This window comes from Caulobacter sp. GW821-FHT10F06, assembly GCF_058809215.1.
This window is the reverse complement of sequence record NZ_JBXASK010000008.1, coordinates 43,444-63,305: the sequence shown is the minus strand read 5'-3', so window position 1 is coordinate 63,305 and position 19,862 is coordinate 43,444. Positions and strand designations below refer to the sequence as shown.

The window sequence follows — 19,862 nt, the reverse complement described above, 5'->3', positions numbered from 1 at the left end:
TTGAGACGGCCGCGTCGCGAAGCGCGGTCCGCCGAGTGGAGGAGTTGAGATGAACGGCGCCGAAAGCCTTGTGAGCACCCTGGTCGATCAAGGCGTCGACATCTGCTTCGCCAATCCTGGCACGTCGGAGATGCATTTCCTGGCGGCGCTGGAAAATCCCAAGATGCGCAGCGTGCTGTGCCTGTTCGAGGGCGTGGCCACCGGGGCCGCAGACGGCTGGTACCGGATGCGCGACACGCCGGCCTCGACCCTGCTGCACCTGGGTCCGGGCCTGGCCAACGGCCTTGCCAATATCCACAACGCCAAGCGCGCCAGCTCCGGGATGGTCAACATCATCGGCGAGCATGCGATCCAGCACCTGAAGTACGACGCGCCCTTGACCTCGGACATCGAGGGGCTGGCGCGACCGCTCAGCCACTGGGTGCGCCGCACCGATACCCCCCAGTCGATCACCATCGACGCGGCAGCCGCGGTCGCCAAGGCCAGCGAGCATCCTGGCCAGATCGCCACCCTGATCCTGCCGGGCAACACCTCATGGAGCGAGGCCGGCCAGCCGCCGAAGATCGAGCGCTTCAAGGCCCAGCCCAAGGCCCCGGACCTGGCGCGGGTCGAACATGTCGCGCGGGTGCTGAAGTCTGGCGAGCCGACCCTGATCATCTTCGGCGGCAAGTCCATGCGCGGCAAGGCGCTGGACCTGGCCGGCCGGGTGGCCGCCAAGGCTGGCGCCCGCCTGGCGACCCAGTTCTTCAGCGCCCGCATCGAGCGCGGGGCAGGGCGCGTGCCGCTGGAGCGCATTCCCTATGGGGTGCCGCAGGCTGTGGCGTTCCTGAAGGGCTTCAAGAACATCATCACGGTCGAGACCGTCGAGCCGATCGCCTTCTTCAGCTATCCCGACAAGCCCAGCCGCCTGAAGTCGCCCGATAGCGTCGTCCACAGCCTGGTCGAGACCGGCGAGGACAGCATCCTGGGCCTGGAGATGCTGCTGGACGCTCTGGGCGGCCCGGCCGTCGAGCCCCAGCTCCAAGCGCGTTCCGACCAGGCGCCGCCGACCGGCAAGCTGGAGCCGATCAGCATCGCCCATGCCCTGGCCACGGCCATGCCCGAGCACTGCATCCTGGTCGACGAGTCCCTGACCACGGGGCGGGAGTCGATGGGGCTGACGGCCGGCGCCCTGCCGCACGACACCATCCAGAACATGGGCGGCTCGATCGGCTACGGCACGCCGGTCGCCACCGGCGCGGCCCTGGCCTGTCCCGACCGGCGGGTGTTCTGCATGGTGGGCGATGGCAGCGCCATGTACACGATCCAGTCTCTGTGGACCCAGGCGCGCGAAGGCCTGAACGTCACGACGATCATCTTCGCCAACCACAGCTACCAGATCCTCAAGACCGAATTCGCCAACATGGGCTTCGGCGCGCCGGGCCCTCAAGCCCTGGCGATGATCGACATCGACAAGCCGCGCATCGACTGGGTGGCGATGGGGACCAGCATGGGCGTCCCCTCGCACCGCGTCACCACGGCCGAAGACTTCCACCAAAGCATGGTCAATTCCGTCCGCGAGCAGGGGCCGGTGCTGATCGAGGTCGCCCTCTAGGCGGCCTGACGAAGGATATCGAACATGACCGACACCGCCACGCCCGTGACCACCCTGAAGACCAATCTCGCCGACTATCCCGTCACGATGGCGATGAAGGACGGCCGGGTGACGTCCGACATCGTCAATCTCGACTTCTGCGGTCCGGAGCAGGCGCACAACGGCTTCAAGGCCATGGTGCGCGAGAACAAGTTCGATGCCGGCGAGCTGGCGATCGTCACCTATCTGCAGGCCAAGGCCTACGGAAAGCCCTACGTCATGCTGCCGGCCCCGATCTCGGGCCGCTTCCAGCATCACTGCGCCGGCTTCAATAAGATGCTAGGCCACCTCGATCCCAAGGATATCGAGGGCAAGCAGGTCGGGGTGCGCACCTACGCCCAGACCACCGGCCTGTGGATCCGGGGCATCCTGAAGCACGAGCATGGCGTTGACCTGGACAAGGTGACCTGGATGACTGTCGGCGACGGCCATCTCGCCGAGTACGAGGATCCGGCCAACTGCGTGCGTCTGCCCAAGGGCTCGGACATCGGCCAGATGATGCTGGACGGCGAGCTGGCCGCGACGCTGCAGGGCGTGGACCTGCCCAAGGACCCGCGCGTCCAGTTCCTGGTCCCCGATCCGCACAACGCCGCCAAGGCCTGGTTCGAGCGCGAGGGCGTGGTGCCGATCAACCACATGTTCGTCGTCCACGAGGACATCTCAAAAAAGCGCCCGGATATCGTGCGCGAGATCTTCCGCATGATCGTCGAGAGCCGCGAACTGACCGAGGGCGGTCCGCCCAAGGTGTTCCCGCCGATCGGTCTGGAGGCCAACCGCAAGGGCCTGCAACTGGCCATCGACTGGTCGTTCGAACAGAAGATCATCCCACACAAGATGTCGGTCGACGAGCTGTTCGACGACACCACGGCGGCGCTGGGCGCCTAGCCGAAGACATTCGACTCCCCGTCGGATTCTTGGGCGCGCATCATTCGGTGAAGGGATGATGCGCGCCCTTTTTCTTTGACGCGGCAAGGTCTTCCCAGGTCCTGTTCGATCGCCGCGAAGTCTCCGACATGGCTTCGAAAAACGAATGGATGCGTTCGTGAAACCAATAAGCAATCTGATGTAGCCAGGACCCATCCTCCTTGAGCGACATCGCTGAATGCCGCGCGAGAACGACAAAACGGGGTGGGCGCGGCGTGTCCGGCCACTCCCCGAACTACAGGGGATGGAAGATGAGGACTCTCAGGATCGCCGCCGCATTCCTCGCGGGGGCCAGCACGTTCGCCTTGAGCGCCGCGGCGTCCGCCCAGACCAGCGCGCCGTCCGGGCCCGCCGATGACGCCACGGTCGGCGAGATCGTCGTCACCGGCTCGCGGGTCATCAGAAACGGCGACGCCAGTCCGTCTCCTGTCACCGTCGTTGCGACCGAAGACGTGCTGCGCATGCAGCCTGGGACCCTGGCTGATGCCCTTCAGGTCCTGCCGGTGTTCGCCGGCTCGCGCGGCTCGGGCGTCAACCCGACCTCGACCGGCAGTGTCGGGGCGGGCAACGCCTCGGCCAACCAGCTCAATCTGCGCAATATCGGGCCCAACCGCACCCTGGTGCTGATCGATGGCCTGCGCGTGCCGCCGACCCTGCTGAACGGCGTCGTCGACGTCGACGTGATCCCTCAGATGCTGGTGCAGCGCGTAGACACAGTGACCGGCGGCGTCTCGGCGGTCTATGGCTCCGACGCCGTCTCGGGGGTGGTCAACTACGTCATCGACAAGCGGTTCAACGGCCTGAAGGCCCTGGCCCAGACCGGGGTGTCCGACCAGGACGACGGCAAGAAGGTCGATGTCGGCTTCGCGGTCGGAACGCGGCTCGGTGATCGCGGCCACTTCGAGGGCAGCTACGAGTATCGCGACGAAAAGGGCATCGCCTATCGCTCGGATCGCGACTGGATGAACCTGTGGGGCGTGGCTGGCGCGGGCACGGCGGCCAATCCCTACCAGCTCTACAGCAACGTCCATCAGTCGGCCTATTCGTTCGGCGGCCTGATCAACAGCGGTGCGCTGAACGGCCAGACCTTCAACGCGGACGGCACGTTGCGCCCGTTCGTTCACGGGACGGCGACCGGATCGTCGGCGCTGGAGATCGGCGGCGACGGCGCCTATTACGACTCCTCGCTGCTGGCCTCGTTGAAGGGCCACCAGGTCTTCGGCCGCTTTGACTACGACCTCAGCGACAGTGTGCACGGCTATGTTCAGGCCAGCGGCAACATCAAGACCAACGCCAACTACTCCGACTACCTGACCCTCAACCGGGTCACGATGAGCTCGCAGAACGCCTTCCTGAACCCGATCTATCGGACCCAGCTGGCCGCCGCCAATCAGGCGACCTTCACGCTGAGCGAACTGGTGGCCAGCGCGCCGCGCCTGGAAGCGCGGTCCAAGTCTGACCAGCGTATCTACACCGCGGGTCTCGACGGCGACCTGGGCGCCTACAAGTGGGGCGTCGACTACACCCACGGCACGACCGAGCTGCGCACGACCCTCGTCACCAACATCAACAACCAGCGCCTTGCCGCCGCGCTGGATGCGGTGACCGACTCCACCGGCAAGATCGTCTGCAGCGTCACCCTGACCAATCCAAGCTCGGGCTGCGTGCCGCTCAATGTCTTTGGGTCGGGCGCGGCCAGCGCCGAGGCGATCAACTACGTCATGCAGCCGACCCACTACGCGGCCAGCACGACGATGGACGCCCTGTCGGGCCACCTGAACGGGACGCCGTTCAGCACCTGGGCCGGGCCGGTCGGGGTCGCGTTGTCCGGCGAATGGCGCAAGCTATCCTTCGAGTCGCGCAGCGACGCCTCGACCAGCGATCTCGTGAACTGCACCGGCATCCGCTACAACTGCACGGCCGGCGGGGCGCTGTGGACCCAGACCTACGCCGCCAGTCCCAAGGTCAGCCAGACCGTCAAGGAAGCGGCGCTCGAGTTCGACGCGCCCCTGGTCAAGGACGCGCCGCTGATGCAGTCGCTGAGCCTGAACGGCGCGGCGCGCTTCACTCGCTACGACACCAGCGGCGACTACTGGACCTGGAAGATCGGCTTCGACTGGCGGGTCAATGACGCGCTGCGGTTCCGGGGCGCCAAGTCCCGCGACATCCGCGCCCCGACCCTCTACGAGCTGTTCGCGCCGGTGAACTCGGTGCCGGTCAATCCGGTGGACCTGCTGACCAACACCAGTCCGCGCGTGCCGTCGACCGATCTGTCCAACCCCGACCTGACGGCCGAGATCGGCAAGACGACCACGGCCGGCCTGGTCTGGAACCCGCTGCCGCGCCTGAGCATCGCCCTGGACGGCTATCACATCACGGTGACTGACGCGGTGGCGCAGATCGCCGGCTCGACGGCCGCCTATCAGCAGGCCTGCTACGCCAGCGGCGGCTCCTCGCCGTACTGCGCGCTGCAGGTCCGGCCGAACGGCTACACCAGCACGGCCGCCTCCAACGCCGTCACGCGGTGGTACACCAAGTACTACAACATCGCCGAGATCGAGACCTGGGGCGCCGACCTGGAGGTCAACTACGCAACCACATTGTTCGACCGGCCAGCAAGCCTGCGGTTCCTTGGGGCCTGGCAACCGCACGTCTATTACCGCCAGCCAGGCGTTCCGACGACCGACCAGGGCGGGGTGGCCTTCGGGCCGCTGGGCATGGCGGCTGGACCCGATCTGCGCGTCACCGGCCTGCTGCGCTTCCAGCCCGCGCCGCACCTGACCGTGGATCTGATGCAGCGCTGGCGGGACTCGATGAAGCTGGGCGGCGACCCGACCCAGGTGTGGGTCGAGAACCGCATTGCCGCGTTCGGAACCACCAATCTCAGCCTGACCTACGACGCCGATACGGCGTTGGGCCGCACGGAGCTGTTCCTGAACATCCAGAACCTCTTCGACAACGACGCGCCCGGCGGGGCCTATTCGGGCAACGGCACCCGGGCCGGCATGCGCGACGGCTACGCGATCGGCGACGACGTGCTGGGCCGTTACTTCACCATCGGCGCCCGCCTGAAGCTGTAGATCGGCCAAGCTCGACCAAGCGGGATCGGATGCGAAGGCGTCCGGTCCCGTCTTGCGTTCGAGAGGGTCAGATCGACGGCTCGCGCAGCATGCGGTCGACACGCCCCGCCAGTTCGCCGACGGCGAAGGGTTTGGTCAGCACCTCCATGCCCGGCTGGATGTGGCCGTGGTTGAGCACCGCGTTCTCGGCGTAGCCGGTGATGAACAGCACCTTCAGACCTGGCCGCAGAGCCCGCGCGGCGTCGGCCACCTGCCGGCCGTTCAGCCCGCCGGGCAGGCCGACATCGGTGATCAGCAGGTCGATCCGCTGGCCCGACTGCAGGATCTTCAGGCCCGCGGGACCGTCGGCGGCCTCGGCGCAGGCATAGCCCAGCTCACCCAGCGCATCGACGATCAGCATGCGGATGGTTGGCTCGTCGTCGACGACCAGCACGGTCTCGCCCGCGCCGTGGCTTGGCGCCGCGGCTGGTTCGATCGAGGTGTCGACCTCTTCCTCGCCGAAGTGGCGGGGCAGGTAGATGCAGACCATCGTGCCCTGGCCAACCTCGGAATAGATCCGGACGTGGCCGTGCGACTGGCGGGCGAAGCCGTAGACCATCGACAGGCCAAGGCCCGTGCCTTCGCCGATCGGCTTGGTGGTGAAGAAGGGGTCGAACACCCGCTCCAGGATCGCCTTGTCGATGCCGACGCCGGTGTCGCTGACGCAGACCGAGACATACTGGCCCGGCTCCAGGCCGTGTTCGCTGGCGGCCCGACGGTCGAGCCACTTGTTGCCGGTCTCGATGGTGATGTGACCGCCGTCCGGCATCGCGTCGCGGGCGTTGATGCACAGGTTCAGGATGGCGTTCTCGAGCTGGTTGGCGTCGACCAGGGCGGGCCACAGGCCGCTGGCGGCGACCGTCTCCACCGCGATCGCGGGACCGACCGTTCTGCGCACCAGATCGACCAGCTCGGCCATCAGGCGATTGATGACGATGGGCTTGGGTGACAGGGTCTGGCGGCGGGAGAAGGCCAGCAGGCGGTGGGTGAGGGCGGCCGCCCGCCGGGCCGCGCCCTGGCCGGCCGACAGGTATTTCTCGACATCGCGGGTGCGGCCCTGGGCCAGGCGCGCACCGACCATCTCGAAGGCTCCGGAAATGCCCGAGAGCAGGTTGTTGAAGTCGTGGGCCAGTCCGCCCGTCAGCTGGCCGACGGCCTCCATCTTCTGGGCCTGGCGCAAGGCCTCCTCGGCGTCCTGAAGACGCGCCTGTTCCCGAAGTCGTTCGGTTACGTCATAGCCGAACTGATAGGCGCCGATCGGTTCGCCCGTTTCGCCGCGCAGGGGTGTGAAGCGCATTTCATGGAACCGGCGATCGAGGTCCGACGTCCCGAACTCGGCGATTTCGACAAACGGCTCGCCCGCCAAGGCGCGGCTCCAGCAGGCCTGAAGGGCTGAAAGCTTTTCCGGCTGGCCGGCCAGCAGCTCCAGCATGCTGTCGCCAATGCGCGGCGTGACGCCGTAGGTCAGGCCAAACTCCCTGGCGGCGGCGCCGTTGACCGCCAGCCAACGGAAATCCTTGTCGATGACGTGGACGAACGCTTCGGTCCCTTCGACGATGTCGGCCAGGACTCTGCGCTCGGCGAGGGCCTCAGTGACCCGGGTCTCGAGCGTCTCGTTCAGGCGCTGCAGAGCCAGTTCGGCGTCGCGGCGCTCGGTGAAGTCCTGGAACAGCACCGCCACCTGCTTGCGGCTGGGCGGCTCGATGCGGAAGGCTGACAGCGACAGGTGCCGTCGGGTCGCGATCAGCTCCTGCTCGAAGCGGATCGGGACGCCCGTCCTGAGCACCTCGCCATAACGGGCGACCCAGCTGTCGGCCTCGTCCGGCACCATTTCCCGCAGCTTTTGCCCCACGACATTGGGGATGCCGGCGTGACGCGTATAGGCCGCGTTGGCGTCGACATGAATGTAGTCGCTGAGCGGACCGTGCGGACCGTCGAAGAATTCGATGACGCAGAAGCCTTCGTCCATCGAGTCGAACAGCGTGCGGTAACGCAGCTCGTTCTCGCCGCTCAGCTTGAGCGACAGGCGCAGGTCCAGCTGGCTCATGACCTGGCGGGCCAGCACCTGCAGCGTGCGCTGCTGCAGCGGCGTCAGCGTCTTGGGCTGGGTGTCGAGCACGCACAGGGTGCCGATCGGCAGGCCCTCGACGGTCTTTAGCAGGGCGCCGGCATAGAACCGCAGGCCGGGATCGCCGACGACCAGCGGATTGCCCTCGAACCGCGGATCGACCGTGGCGTTGGGCACCAGCAGGAAGTCGTCCTCGAGGATGGCCTTGGCGCAGAACGAGCTCTCCAGCGGCGTTTCGCGAACGCCCAGGCCCACCTCGGCCTTGAAGAATTGCCGGCCGTCGCCGATCAGATTGACCACGCCGATCGGAGTTCCGCAGATCTCCGCCGCCAGTTGGGCGATCTCGTCGAAAGCGGCTTCACGCGGGGTGTCGAGGATCTCATAGCGATAGAGCGCTTCGAGGCGTCGGGCCTCGCGATCCGTCAGATCGGCGTCGTCGGTCATATGTTTCGGACGCCCATGCTTGCCCCTCGGTCGCGCCATAACGCTATAATCGGCCAAGCGTTGCAGGGCTATGGCCGCGACGACCGAGCGCGGGCCATCGACCTCGCGCTTTCGCTGCGAGGATAAGGGAAAGGGTCGTGGAGCGTCCGGACGACGTCCGGATAAGAATGAAGAATTACCGTTTCGACGAAGCCGTCCGCTCCGCGCGATCGTGATCCGCCAGCCTCCCGTCGGGTGGCCCTATTCGGGCCTTACCGGGACCCGAGCTCTTCCGTTTCCGCAAGCGCCCGACGGTCTAAGAGGACGGGCTTTCAGCCAGACACGCCCTTTTGCCTTCAACCACGCCGACGACGGGCGGGCCTGGCCAGCAACCAGGTCCCCGGACACGATCGAGTATCCCCCTCGACCCCAGTCCCGCTCGATCGCACCCCGCCGCCGCATAGGTCGCTGGCCTAGCGCCCTTTCCTCCGCGACGAGGTAGGGAGAGAATACGGGAGGCGTGGGCGCGTTGGATAAGAGGCCGCGAATGCCCACTCTAGAAGCGAAAAAAGTCCGTCATCACCCGGCTTGTCCGGGTGACCCAAGCCGACATCGAAGTCGGCCAAAGTCAGCGAACGCAGCCGCCAGCGCCGCTTGGGTCCCCCGCATGAAGCGGGGGATGACGACTTTCGGGCCGGCTTTTGGTGCGCTCAGAAGAACCTGTAGGACGAGGTTGAACGCTCCGATCGTCACGCTCCCGATCCTCGCGCGGGCGGTGGGCCAGAACGCAGAAAGGGCGGCTCCGCCTAGGCCGAGCCGCCCCCACAGTCGCTCCCGACAGCTCCCTACAGGGGGAGCACCTTCAATCAATCGCGGAGCGACGGCCGCTCAAACTAGAACCGCTTACGGACCGAGAAGCCGGCCGTGCGCGGGGTGATGCTGACGACCTGTTGCTTGTTGTTGACCGCCGAGGTGACGCTCATGCGGCCCACTTCGTTGGCGACGTTGTTGACGAACAGGTAGGCGCCCCAGTCCGCGCCCTCGATCCCGCCGCGCAGGTTGGCGTAGCCGTAGTCGCCCTGCTTTTCGTAGTAGACGTAGGTCGGGCGGAACTGCGAGGCGGACTCGCCGACATAGGCGTAGTCGGCGCGCACCAGGCCGTTCAGGTCGCCCGTGATCGGCCAGGTGTATTCGGCCGAGGCCGAACCGCTGAAGTCGGCCACGTTGGGGAACTCGTCGCCGCGAAGACCGGTCGAGCCGGTGATCAGGATGGTCGAGTTGGCCTGGTCCTCGGTCAGCTTGGCGTCGACGAAGGCGGCCGTGGCGTTCAGGGTCAGGCCGCGGATCGGACGGGCGATGGCTTCGATTTCAAAGCCCTTGATGCGCGCCTTGCCGGCGTTGGTCAGGTAGCTGAAGGCCCCGTTGGCGCTGGTCGCCGAGATCTGCATGTTGCTCCAGTCGATCTGGTACGCAGCGGCGTTCACGGTCAGGCGGCGGTCGAACCACTGGCTCTTCACGCCAGTCTCGTAGTTCCACAGGCTGTCGGGCGCATAGGCCAGCAGCGCCGTGGCCAGGCCCGGGATGTTGTTGGCGCCGCCGGGACGGAAGCCCTTGGCGGCCAGGCCGTAGACCATCAGGTCCGAGGTGACCTGATAGCTGACATTGACCTTGCTGACCCAGCCGTCGGCGCTGGCGTCGACCTGGGCGGCCGGACCGACATAGGACTGGGTGATGAAGTTGCTGATCAGCACCTGGCCCGAGACGGTCTTGTCGTAGTTGAAGCGACGGACGCCGCCCGTCAGGCTCAGCTTCTCGATCGGCTTGTAGGTGATCTCGCCGAAGAACGCGGTCTGCTTGGTGTCGGTGCCGACATGGCGCCAAGCGGTCAGGTCTTGAGGGTTGATGATACCGGTCGCGGCGTCGGCCTTGGCGACCTTGCTCTCGATATAGTCCGTGCGGTCCTCGTAATAGACGCCCGCAGTCCAGTCGATCTTGTCGGCGAACAACGAGCCGTTCATCCGCAGTTCGTGGTTCCACGAGGTCAGGCCCATGGGCTGGTACAGCGCGCCGGGGGTGCGGCTGTCGGCATAGGCGGTGTACTGCGCCATCTGCGCGGTGGTGCAGGCTGGGGCCGTGCCGGTCGCGGGCGGGCCGCCGGCGATGTAGTTGCGGCACGAGGTGGCGTTGGCGCGGCTGCCCGAAAGGGTGGGGCTGTAGTCGGAATTCCGCAGCAGGGTCCACTTGTAGTAGGACGACGTGCCCGTGAGCGTGGCGAAGCCCAGCTCCCACTTGCCCGTGACGTTGTAGACGCGAAGATTGTCTTCGGTCGGGGCGATGACGCGGGCGTTGGTCGAATAGCTGTCTTCGCCCAGCGAGCGGTACCAGCTGTTCTGGCCGTCCAGGGTGGTCTTCTGGAAGATGCCCGAGGCGTTGATCGTGATGTCTTCGGTGGGCGTGAAGCCCAGCATCAGGCGGCCGCCGGTCGAGTGCTGGTCGTTGATGTCCTTCTTGTTGAGCAGGACGTCGTCGACATAGCCGCCTTGCTCGGCTTCATACAGCACCACGCGGGCGGCCAGCTTGTCCTGGATCAGCGGCACATTGACCATGCCCTTGACCGAATAGCCCGTGCCGCCGTCCTTGGTGGCCGTGCCCTGGGCCTCGACCGCGCCCGAATACCGGGTGCTGTCGGGCTTGTTGAGGATCACGCGCAGGGTGCCGCCCATCGAGCCGGAGCCGTACAGCGTGCCTTGCGGGCCGCGCAGCACTTCGACGCGCTCGACGTCGAACAGGTTGACGTCGGCGCTGGTCGAGCTGGCGTCGGCGGTGGTGCCGGCCGGGCCGGTCAGCGGAGTTTCGTCGTAATAGAGGCCGACCGTGGCCTCGCCGGCGCTGCGCACGCCGCGCAGGGTCAGGCGGCGGCTGGTGGGCGAGTTGCCGTCGACCTGCAGGTTCGGAACGGTGCGGAAATAGTCCTGGATGCCCGACGCCCCCAGGGCTTGCAGGGATTTCTCGGTGACGGCGCTGATGCTGATCGGGGTGGTCTGGATCGTGGTCGACCGCTTCAGTGCGGTGACGACGATTTCCTCGATCGAGCCGTTGTCGGTCGATTGAGCCGCCGCGTCCTGCGCGAACGCGTGGCCCGCGCTCAGGCTGGTCAGGGCGGTCGCGCCTAGCGCCAGGGCCTTAAGGCCTCGAAACTGCAGTTTCATAGAGATCCCCTCTTATCGACCGCTCGCCGGCGGCCTGTAGGATCAGACGCAAGACAGGGCCGGGCCCTCAGCGTGTTCGCAAAAAATGGGCTGGAAGCCGATCAGTAGCGGCGTTCAAGCGTCAGGCGGACGGTTCGGGGCGAGACCCCGAAATACTCCACGGGCCCTGAGGTGTTGCGCAGCGCCGAGGCGCGTCCGGCGCGGTCCAGCAGGTTGTCGAGCGAGAGGTCGGCGGTCCACAGGGCGTGTCGCAGACCCAGGGTCAGGCCGAACACGGCGTAGCCGCCCATCTTGATGTAGTCGGCGTTGTCGGGATTGAACGCCGACCGCGCCTCGCCGGCGTAGGAGGCGTCGAGCCGCAGTCGGCCGTCGACATCGGGGGTGAGCGTCCAGGTCCGCTCCATCGAGGCGGCGCTGGCGAAGCGGGGCACGGTCGGCAGGCGGTCGCCCTTCAGGCCCAGGCCGATGGCGATGTTGCTGACCTGGTCCTGGGTCAGGCGGGCGTCGGTGAAGGTGGCGCTGGCGGCCAGGTCCCAGCCCGCCACCTGACGCGCCGTGAACTCGCTCTCGACGCCGCGGATGCGGCTGGCGCCGACATTGGTCAGGAACGAGAAGGCCCGGTTCTGGGTCTGGGCGCTGTACTGCATGTCGCGCCAGTCCAGCTGGTAGACGGCGACATTGGCGGTGACGCGCCGGCCGGGCGACTGGCCCTTCACGCCGATCTCGTAATTGGTCAGGCGGTCGGAGCGATAGACCGCCAGGGTGTCGGCCAGGCCGGGGACCACGTTCACCCCGCCCGGCCGGAAGCCTTGCGAGATCTGGGCGTAGCCGAAGACGGTCGGGCTGAGCTGCTGGCTGACCAGGGCCTTCAGGCTCCAGCCGCGCTCGGGCGTGCGGGCGTCGATCGAATAGTCGGCCCAGGTGCCGGAGACCGGGTTGGGGATCTGCACCGCGCCCCGGTCGCGCTTGACGTAGTCGAACCGGCGCGCGCCCAGCGTGAAGCGGGTGTCGGGACGCGGGTCGTACGAGACCTCGCCGAACACCGCCGTCTGGCGCAGGCGATTGTCGATGTCGCGGCGGCCGATCAGGGGGACCGGGGCTATCAGGGCGCCCGTCGTGGCGTCGACATGGGCGACCTGGCTGTCGATATGGTCCTCGCGCACCTCGCTATAGGCGCCCAGGGTCCAGCTGATCGGCGTCTCCCGCACCGACGAGGCGCGGATCTCGTGGATGGTGGCGGTCAGGTTGGCCGGCTGGTTGAGGATGGCCGGATAGACGCTGTCGACATAGGTCGAATAGGTCTGCATCTGCAGGGCGTCGCAGGCGCTGGAGAGCGACAGATAGCGCATGCAGCTGGTCGGGTTGGTCCGCTCGCCGATCAGCACGCCACTGTAGTCGGAGCGTCGCGTCAGCCGCCAGCGGTACCAGGACGAGGCCGCCGTGACGTCGACCGCGTCGCCCTTCCACCGCAGGACGGCGCTGCCCAGGCCGATGTTCCCGTCGAACGGCGCGCGGGCGGCGTGGACGGTGCGCCAGGGGCCGGCGGTGTCGTTCCAGGCCGTGATGTCGTCGCGATGCGTGATCTGGGTCGTGCCCGACAGCAGCAGAGACAGGCGCGGGATCGGCTCCCAGCGCAGGCCCAGCCGTGCGCCGCGGGTGCGCGAGGCGTCGACGTCCGACAGGCCCAGCCGGGCGTTGTCGATCACGCCGGGCGTCCTCTGGTCGTAGACCGTCAGGCGGGCGGCGAGGGTGTCGGGCGTGAGCGCCAGGTTGGCGGCGGCCATCGCGCTGCCGGCTTGCTCGCCATGCGCGGCGGCCGTCACGCTGCCGCTGACCAGCAGGCTGTCGTCGCCAAGCTCGGGATGCTTGAAAAGCACGCGCAGGGCGCCGCCCATCGCGCCGGCGCCATAGAGCGTGCCTTGCGGGCCGCGCAGCAGCTCGATGCGGTCGACGTCCACGAGGGCCAGTTCCGGCGCCATGACCCCGGGATCGGCGGTGGTGCCGACCGGGCCGGTCATCGAGGTCTCGTCGTAATAGAGCCCGGTCGTGGCTTCGCCCGCGCCATAGACCCCGCGCAGCACCAGCCGCCGGCCGAAGGCGGTCGAGATCAGCTTCAGGCCGGGCAGCAGGGGCGCCGCGCGCTCGAGATCGACCATGCCCAGGCGCGACAGCTGCTCGCCGCCGATCACAGTCATGCTGATCGGGGTCTGCTGGACGAGGCTTGAGCGCTTCAGGGCCGTGACGACCACCGAGTCCAGCGCGGCGGGCGGGGCTGGCGGCGCGGCGACGGACGCCGGCGGCGCGATCAGCGCGACGGGGCGGGGCGGCGAGACCACCAGGAAACTGCGGCCTTCCAGGCGAACGTCCAGGCCCGAACCGGCCAGCAGGCGCGTCAGCGCATCCTCGGCCGTGAAGGTTCCGGTCACCGCCGCGCTGCGCCGGCCGGCGGCCACGGCGGGCGAGAATAGGATCTCGCGATTGCTCTGCAACGCCATTTGATTGAGCGCCTGGCTCAGCGGCTGGGCGGGGATGGCGAAGCGGTAGACGGGATTGGCGCGGACGGACTGGGCGGTCGCCGCCGACGGCGCGAGCGCCAGGACTGCGGTCGCGCAGGCCAGGGCCAAGGCGGCGCCGCGCCCCGCCGACGCTCCCGACCAGCTACACCCCGACACAGCGAATCCCGACCTCCCTGGATGCGGCGCGACCGCGTGGCGCGACGGCTGCGGACCATGCCTCAACCGCCTTCGCCGCCCGTCCGCCCCGTGCATCTTGGCTCCGCAAGATCGCCTGTTGCATATCCAATAGGCAACAGGCCAGCGGTTGCATGCGCCCTGTCCCATGCCGGCCGCTCGCCTTGACAGGGGAGGGAACCCACCTTCACCTCGCTGTCATCGAAGTTGGGGCCGCGAGAGAATGATACGGATCGGCAAGCCGGCGACGCCTCCGGAGGGCGATGAAGCCCTCGTGGATCTGGGCGCTCGCTTCACGCCGGCGCTGCGGGCTTTCTTCTCGCGCCGCGCTCACATCAACGACGTCGACGACCTCGTGCAGGAGGTCCTGCTCCGCATCCAGAAGCGCCAGCCCGCGCCCGTCGTGAACAATGTCGAGGGCTATCTCTTTGAGGTCGCCGCCAACGTCCTGATCGACCGCAGCCGGCGCGATCGCACCCGTCGACGGTCCGATCACTGCGAATTTCAAGAAATTCATCACCCGGTTGATGAAATGTCGCCCGAGCGCGTCTTACAAGGACGCGAGCAGATGGCGCGGGCCATGGCGGCTCTCAACGAGCTGCCGGAACGGACACGACGGGTTTTCATCCTCGTGCGCTTCGAGGAGATGAGCTACAAGCTCGTCGCCCAGCGCATGGGTGTCTCCGTCAGCGCTGTCGAGAAACATGTGATGAAGGCGCTGCGTCATATGCACGAGCGTCTGCGGGACCAGGATGACGTCGACCACGCCGGGCAACGAGATACACGACGACCCGGATAGCGCGGCGGCCGCCTGGTTCTCGCGCCTGCAGGGCGACGACGTGCTGGCGGAAGACCGTCGGGCCTTCGAACGCTGGCTGAAGGCCGATCCGCGCCATGCCGACGCCTGGGGCGGCGTAAAGTCCGTCTGGAACGACCTGAGCTTCCTGGAGGCCGATCCGTCGTTCTCCGCCCTGCGCGCGGACGCTCTGGGCGATGTCGCCGCCGCGCCGCGCGCGCTCGGCCGCCGCGCCTTCGGAGCCCTGGCCGCGGCGGGCGTCGTCGCGATCGGGACCGGCGCGTTCCTGGGGCGACGCTGGTTCGCCCCCGGCGGCAAGACCTCGACGGACGGCGCCGAGGATCCGGTCTTCACGACGGCGGTCGGCGAGCGCTCGACCTTCCGCCTGGCCGACAGCTCCGTCGTCACCCTGGGCACCAACTCGGCCGTCCGGGTCAATCCCTGGGGCCAGGAGCGCCGGCTGACCCTGCTGCGCGGCCAGGCCTTCTTCCAGGTGGCCAAGGATCCCTCGCGCCCGTTCATCGTGGCGGCCGGCGACAAGCAGGTGACCGCCGTCGGCACCGCCTTCGACGTCCGCATGGACCCGGGCAAGCTGTCGGTGACCCTGGTCGAGGGCAAGGTCCGCATCGCCGGCGAGTCGCCGCGCGGCCAGCGCACGGTCGAGATGATCGCCGGCTCGCGGTTCGTGGCGCAAAATCCCGCCGACTGGGTGATCGCCGCCGTCGACACCGCCAAGGAGTCGGCCTGGCTGCAGGGCCGTCTGGTCTTCGACGGCGAACCGCTGTCGGCGGTGGTCGACGAGATGAACCGCTTCTCCGAGCGCAAGCTGCGGGTGAGCGATCCGCGCGTGGCCGCCACGCCCGTCAGCGGCGTCTTCAAGACCGGCCAGATCGACGCCTTCGTCGCGGCGATCAAGAGCTATGGTCTCGCCGACGTGGGCCAGGCCGACGAAAGCCAGGTCGAGCTGATCCGCCCGAAGGCTTAGGTCTTTCCGGGAGTTGGCTGCTCGAGCCGTTTGCGCAGGTCAAGCCAAGGCGCACGGCTATGTCCGCCATCGACCCTGAGCGACCTTTGGCGATGCGGCCCCCGCTCGACGCCCCCTCCGTCACGATGCGTATTCGCATCGCGCCACCTCCCCCGTTGCACGGGTGAGGAGGATGAAGCTGTTCTTCTCCTGCCCCGTAGCGAAGCGTACGGGGGAGGTGGCGCGGCGCCGATAGGCGACGTGACGGAGGGGGCGCTGCTGAGCCGGCCGTCCGACATCCACTTAAGCAGACATTCGCCGGCGAGCCCCCCATCGAGCCCGACGCCATGGCGCTCAAGAAATTGCCGACCTAGATAAAATTCTCTCGCGCCGGGGGTGAGGTGCGGCTCTGGTGGTGCGTCTTATCAAGCAGCCGACCAAACGGCGCTGTTGTTCGTCCACCCGGGAAACGTCTCCATGAAGCTCTCTTCCCTGAAGCTTGCCTTGCTGTCGGCCGCGATGGCGACCGGCGTTTTCGCGACCCAGGCCTCCGCCGCGCCGCTCAAGGACGCCGACCGCGCCATGATCCTGAAGGCCGTCGACGCCGACGCGCCGCAGATCCAGGACGCGGCCCTGAAGATCTGGGGCTTCGCCGAGGTCGGCTATCAGGAGGTCAAGAGCTCGGCCGTGCTGCAGGACCAGCTCAAGGCCGCGGGCTTCGACGTCAAGGCCGGCGTGGCGGGCATGCCGACCGCGTTCCTGGCTAGCTTCAAGAACGGCGACGGGCCGGTTATCGCCATCCTGGCCGAGTTCGACGCCCTGCCGGGCCTGGCCCAGACCGCCGATCCGGTGAAGACCGGCATCCCCGGCCAGGTCGCCGGCCACGGCTGCGGCCACAACCTGTTTGGCGCGGCCTCGGTCGGCGCGGCCGTCTCGCTGAAGGAATGGATGGTCAAGAACAACATCAAGGGCGAGCTGCGCGTCTATGGCTCGCCGGCCGAAGAGGGCGGTTCGGGCAAGGTCTATCTGGTGCGCGACGGCCTGTTCAAGGACGTCGACGTCACGCTGCACTGGCACCCTGCCAACGAGAACTCGGCCGTCCAGGGCGTGTCGATGGCCAATATCAGCGGCAAGTTCCGCTTCTACGGCGTCTCGGCCCACGCCTCGGGCGCGCCGGAAAAGGGCCGCTCGGCGCTGGACGGCGTCGAGGTGATGGACGTGGCGGCCAACTTCCTGCGCGAGCACGTGCCGGACAAGACCCGCATCCACTATGTGATCACCGGCGGCGGCACCGCGCCGAACGTCGTGCCGGCCTTCGCCGAGGTCTATTACTATGTCCGCCACCCCGATCCGGCGGTGGTCAAGGACGTCTGGGCGCGTCTGGAGAAGGCCTCGCAAGGCGCGGCCCTGGCGACCGGCACCACGGTCAAGACCGAGATCACCGGCGGCGTCTATGCCCTGCTGCCCAACGACACCCTGGGCAAGGTGATGGACGCCAACCTGCGCAAGGTGGGCGGCATCACCTGGACGCCCGAGGAGCAGGCCTTCGCCAAGAAGATGCAGGAAAGCCTGCCAGGCGCGCCGTCGATCGACACCGTCAAGAGCGTCACGCCCTACAAGATTGAGATGGAAGGCGGCGGCGGCTCGACTGACGTGTCGGACATCAGCTGGGTGACCCCGACGGTGGGCCTGGGCACCGCGACCTTCGTCCCGGGCTCGGCCGGCCACAGCTGGCAGAACGTGGCGGCGGCGGGGTCGTCGATCGGCGTCAAGGGCGCGGTCAACGCCGCCAAGACCCTGGCCCTGACCGGCGCGGACCTATTCTCCAATCCTGACACCATCAAGAAGGCCAAGGCCGAGCTCGACCAGCGTCGCGGCCCGAACTTCGCCTACAAGGCCATGCTGGGCGACCGCCCGCCGGCCCTCGATTACCGCAAGCCCTCGGCCGGCGGTCAGCAATAGCGTTCGATCCTTCTCCCGATCGAGCGTTCGCGGCCGGCGCCAACACCCCCCTTGCGCGTCGGCCGCCCCCCCAATTTGCATAGAGTTTGGAGAACCTTCATGGCCGAGGTCATGACCGTCCCCCGGGAATCCTTCGAGATGCTGAAGGGGCCGCTGCCCGCGATCACCCGCGAGCACCTCTTCAGCGTCTACGGCATCAGCGAGACGACATGGTGCAAGCTGCGCAACGGCGCGCCGATCAAGCTCAGCACCTGGCAGCGCATCCTGGCGCGCTACGAGCGGGTGCGCCCGGCCCTGGTTCAGGCCGCCTGACGCACCCGAGGTTGGAGGCTCATGCCTCGTCGACGATGGTGTTTTGCAGCAGGCCGACGCCGGCGATGTCGACCTCGATGGTGTCGCCGGCCTTCATCCAGACGGGCGGTTCGCGCTTGGCGCCGACGCCGCCGGGCGTGCCGGTCAGGATCAGGTCGCCGGGCGACAGCGGCGTGAACGCCGACAGATAGGCGATGATCGTCGGCAGGGGGAAGATCAGGTCCGCCAGGCTGGCGTGCTGCATCACCTGGCCGTTCAGGCGGGTGGTGACGGTGACGGCGTCCAGGTCGGCGATCTCGTCGGGCGTCACCAGCCAGGGGCCCAGGCCGCCGGTGGCGGGGAAGTTCTTCCCGGGCGTGAACTGCTGGGTGTGCCACTGCCAGTCGCGCACCGAGGCGTCGTTGGCGCAGGCGAAGCCGGCGACGTGCTCCATGGCGTCGGCCTCGGCGATATGGCGGCCGCCCTTGCCGATGACGATGGCCAGCTCGCCTTCGTAGTCGAGGCTGGTCGAGACCTTCGGGCGCACGATCGGACCGCCGTGCGGGGTCAGGGTGTCTGCAAAGCGGGTGAAGATCGACGGATGGCCGACCTTGGCCCGGCCGGTCTCCTGGCGGTGGGTCTCGTAGTTGTGGCCGACGCAGAAGATCTTGCCCGGGGTGGTGACCACCGGCAGCAGCTCGACCTCGGCGAACGCGATGTCGAAGGCGGCCTCGGCGGCCAGGTCGGGAAGGGCGCCGACCGTGAGGGCCGCGACCAGGTCACCGGCGTCTGGGCCGGCGATCGTCCCGAAGTCGGCGACGCGGTCGCCCTGCACCGCGCCGTAGGTGGCCGCGCCCTTGTGGCGGAAGCTGATCAGTTTCATGGGAAATCTCGTGCGTGAAAGGTCAGCCGGCGGTCAGCGGCAGGTGTCTGAAGGTGCGTTCGGCCACGCCCAGATTGGCCAGGTCCTTGTCGGACATGCCCCACTGGTCGATGCGGCCCTCGGGCCAGGTCCAGTCCTCGGGCGCGCCGACGCGGTAGTCGTCGGGGACGATCTCGACGGCGGTCGAGAACTCCACGACCGCGCCGAACGGCGAGATGTAATAGGCGAAGACGTTGTCGCCCGGTCCGTGGCGGCCTGGACCCCAGGCGGGGGATGCGCCGGCGTCGCGCAGGCGGCCGATGCCGCGCATCACCGCGTCCAGGTCGGCCATCTCGAAGGCGATGTGGTTGAGCGAGGTGAAGCCGGCGCGGGCGAAGGCGGTGGAGTGGTGCGAGGTGTTGCAGCGCACGAACACCATGCCCTTGGTGCGGTCCGAGACCTTGAAGCCCAACACCGCCTCGGCGAAGTCGGCGGTGGCCTCGGCGTCGGCCGAGTTCATCACCACGTGGGTCAGCTTGACGGGCAGGTCGCGGCCTTCGATCGGCGGGACGGTCTCGTCGCCGTGCAGGAAGCGCAGCACCTCGCCCTCGGGCAGCTGGACCAGGATCCCCTGGCCGCCGCCCAGATCGGTGGAGACCGTGTCTTGGCAGGGCGCGCCGGCCGCCTTGGCGCGCTCGGCGATGGCGGCGACCTCCTCGGCCGTGCCGACGAAGGTGGTGCTGCGGATCGACGGCGCGTCGGCCTCGGTCAGGGAGACCAGGTACGGAAACGCGCCCGAGCCACGCACATAGACGGTGGCGCCGACCGCGCCGGCGTCGGCCGCGCCCCAGATGTCGGTCAGGAAGTATTTGGCCGCGACGGCCTGCGGAACGTTCAGTTCGATGCTGCGAAGGCGCATGG

Annotated in this window: 12 protein-coding genes and 1 pseudogene; 8 read left to right on the top strand and 5 right to left on the bottom strand. The window is 67.9% G+C overall.

Translation table 11 applies throughout. The annotated features are described in order from the left end of the window. Positions 1-49 precede the first annotated feature (49 nt). The 3 genes from AC1RUS_RS17665 (at position 50) to AC1RUS_RS17655 (ending at position 5,637) form a co-directional block, all read left to right on the top strand. The gene (locus tag AC1RUS_RS17665; RefSeq protein ID WP_492917914.1) at positions 50-1,594 is read left to right on the top strand and encodes an acetolactate synthase large subunit; all 1,545 of its coding nucleotides are present in this window, start codon (positions 50-52) and stop codon (positions 1,592-1,594) included. Between the two features lie 24 nt (positions 1,595-1,618). After that, entirely contained in the window at positions 1,619-2,518 is a 900-nt protein-coding gene (locus AC1RUS_RS17660; protein ID WP_492917913.1) for a substrate-binding domain-containing protein, read from the top strand. A gap of 290 nt (positions 2,519-2,808) precedes the next feature. Next, on the top strand, positions 2,809-5,637 hold the full coding sequence (locus AC1RUS_RS17655) for a TonB-dependent receptor plug domain-containing protein (RefSeq protein ID WP_492917912.1): 2,829 nt from the start codon (positions 2,809-2,811) through the stop codon (positions 5,635-5,637). Positions 5,638-5,704: 67 nt separating this feature from the next. Here the strand turns inward: AC1RUS_RS17655 and AC1RUS_RS17650 are convergent, their stop codons facing one another. The 3 genes from AC1RUS_RS17650 to AC1RUS_RS17640 form a co-directional block, all read right to left on the bottom strand. Then, positions 5,705-8,188: a PAS domain-containing protein gene (locus tag AC1RUS_RS17650; protein WP_492917911.1), complete on the bottom strand. Its 2,484-nt coding sequence runs from the start codon at positions 8,186-8,188 to the stop codon at positions 5,705-5,707. Between the two features lie 872 nt (positions 8,189-9,060). Further along, positions 9,061-11,376, bottom strand: a complete 2,316-nt coding sequence (locus AC1RUS_RS17645) for a TonB-dependent receptor (RefSeq protein WP_492917910.1) — start codon at positions 11,374-11,376, stop codon at positions 9,061-9,063. Between the two features lie 101 nt (positions 11,377-11,477). After that, the gene (locus AC1RUS_RS17640) at positions 11,478-14,000 is read right to left on the bottom strand and encodes a TonB-dependent receptor (RefSeq protein ID WP_492917909.1); all 2,523 of its coding nucleotides are present in this window, start codon (positions 13,998-14,000) and stop codon (positions 11,478-11,480) included. A gap of 289 nt (positions 14,001-14,289) precedes the next feature. Here AC1RUS_RS17640 and AC1RUS_RS17635 point away from each other — a divergent pair, with 289 nt between their 5' ends. The 5 genes and pseudogenes from AC1RUS_RS17635 (at position 14,290) to AC1RUS_RS17615 (ending at position 18,100) form a co-directional block, all read left to right on the top strand. Further along, complete coding sequence (locus tag AC1RUS_RS17635) at positions 14,290-14,865, top strand: RNA polymerase sigma factor (RefSeq protein ID WP_492917908.1); 576 nt, start codon at positions 14,290-14,292, stop codon at positions 14,863-14,865. Continuing rightward, the gene (locus AC1RUS_RS17630; RefSeq protein WP_492917907.1) at positions 14,819-15,847 is read left to right on the top strand and encodes a FecR family protein; all 1,029 of its coding nucleotides are present in this window, start codon (positions 14,819-14,821) and stop codon (positions 15,845-15,847) included. Before AC1RUS_RS17635 ends, AC1RUS_RS17630 begins: the two co-directional genes overlap by 47 nt. A 109-nt stretch (positions 15,848-15,956) precedes the next feature. Next, a pseudogene (locus AC1RUS_RS17625) lies at positions 15,957-16,082 on the top strand (hypothetical protein); the annotation flags it as partial. Between the two features lie 221 nt (positions 16,083-16,303). Beyond that, positions 16,304-17,788: an amidohydrolase gene (locus tag AC1RUS_RS17620; protein WP_492917906.1), complete on the top strand. Its 1,485-nt coding sequence runs from the start codon at positions 16,304-16,306 to the stop codon at positions 17,786-17,788. Between the two features lie 99 nt (positions 17,789-17,887). After that, positions 17,888-18,100: a hypothetical protein gene (locus AC1RUS_RS17615; RefSeq protein ID WP_492917905.1), complete on the top strand. Its 213-nt coding sequence runs from the start codon at positions 17,888-17,890 to the stop codon at positions 18,098-18,100. Between the two features lie 19 nt (positions 18,101-18,119). Here the strand turns inward: AC1RUS_RS17615 and AC1RUS_RS17610 are convergent, their stop codons facing one another. Then, a complete protein-coding gene (locus AC1RUS_RS17610) occupies positions 18,120-18,962 on the bottom strand; it encodes a fumarylacetoacetate hydrolase family protein (RefSeq protein WP_492917904.1) in 843 nt (280 codons plus the stop codon). A gap of 22 nt (positions 18,963-18,984) precedes the next feature. Next, positions 18,985-19,860 carry a VOC family protein gene (locus tag AC1RUS_RS17605; protein WP_492917903.1) on the bottom strand — a complete coding sequence of 292 codons (876 nt, stop codon included), beginning with the start codon at positions 19,858-19,860 and terminating at the stop codon, positions 18,985-18,987. Between the last annotated feature and the right edge of the window lie 2 nt (positions 19,861-19,862).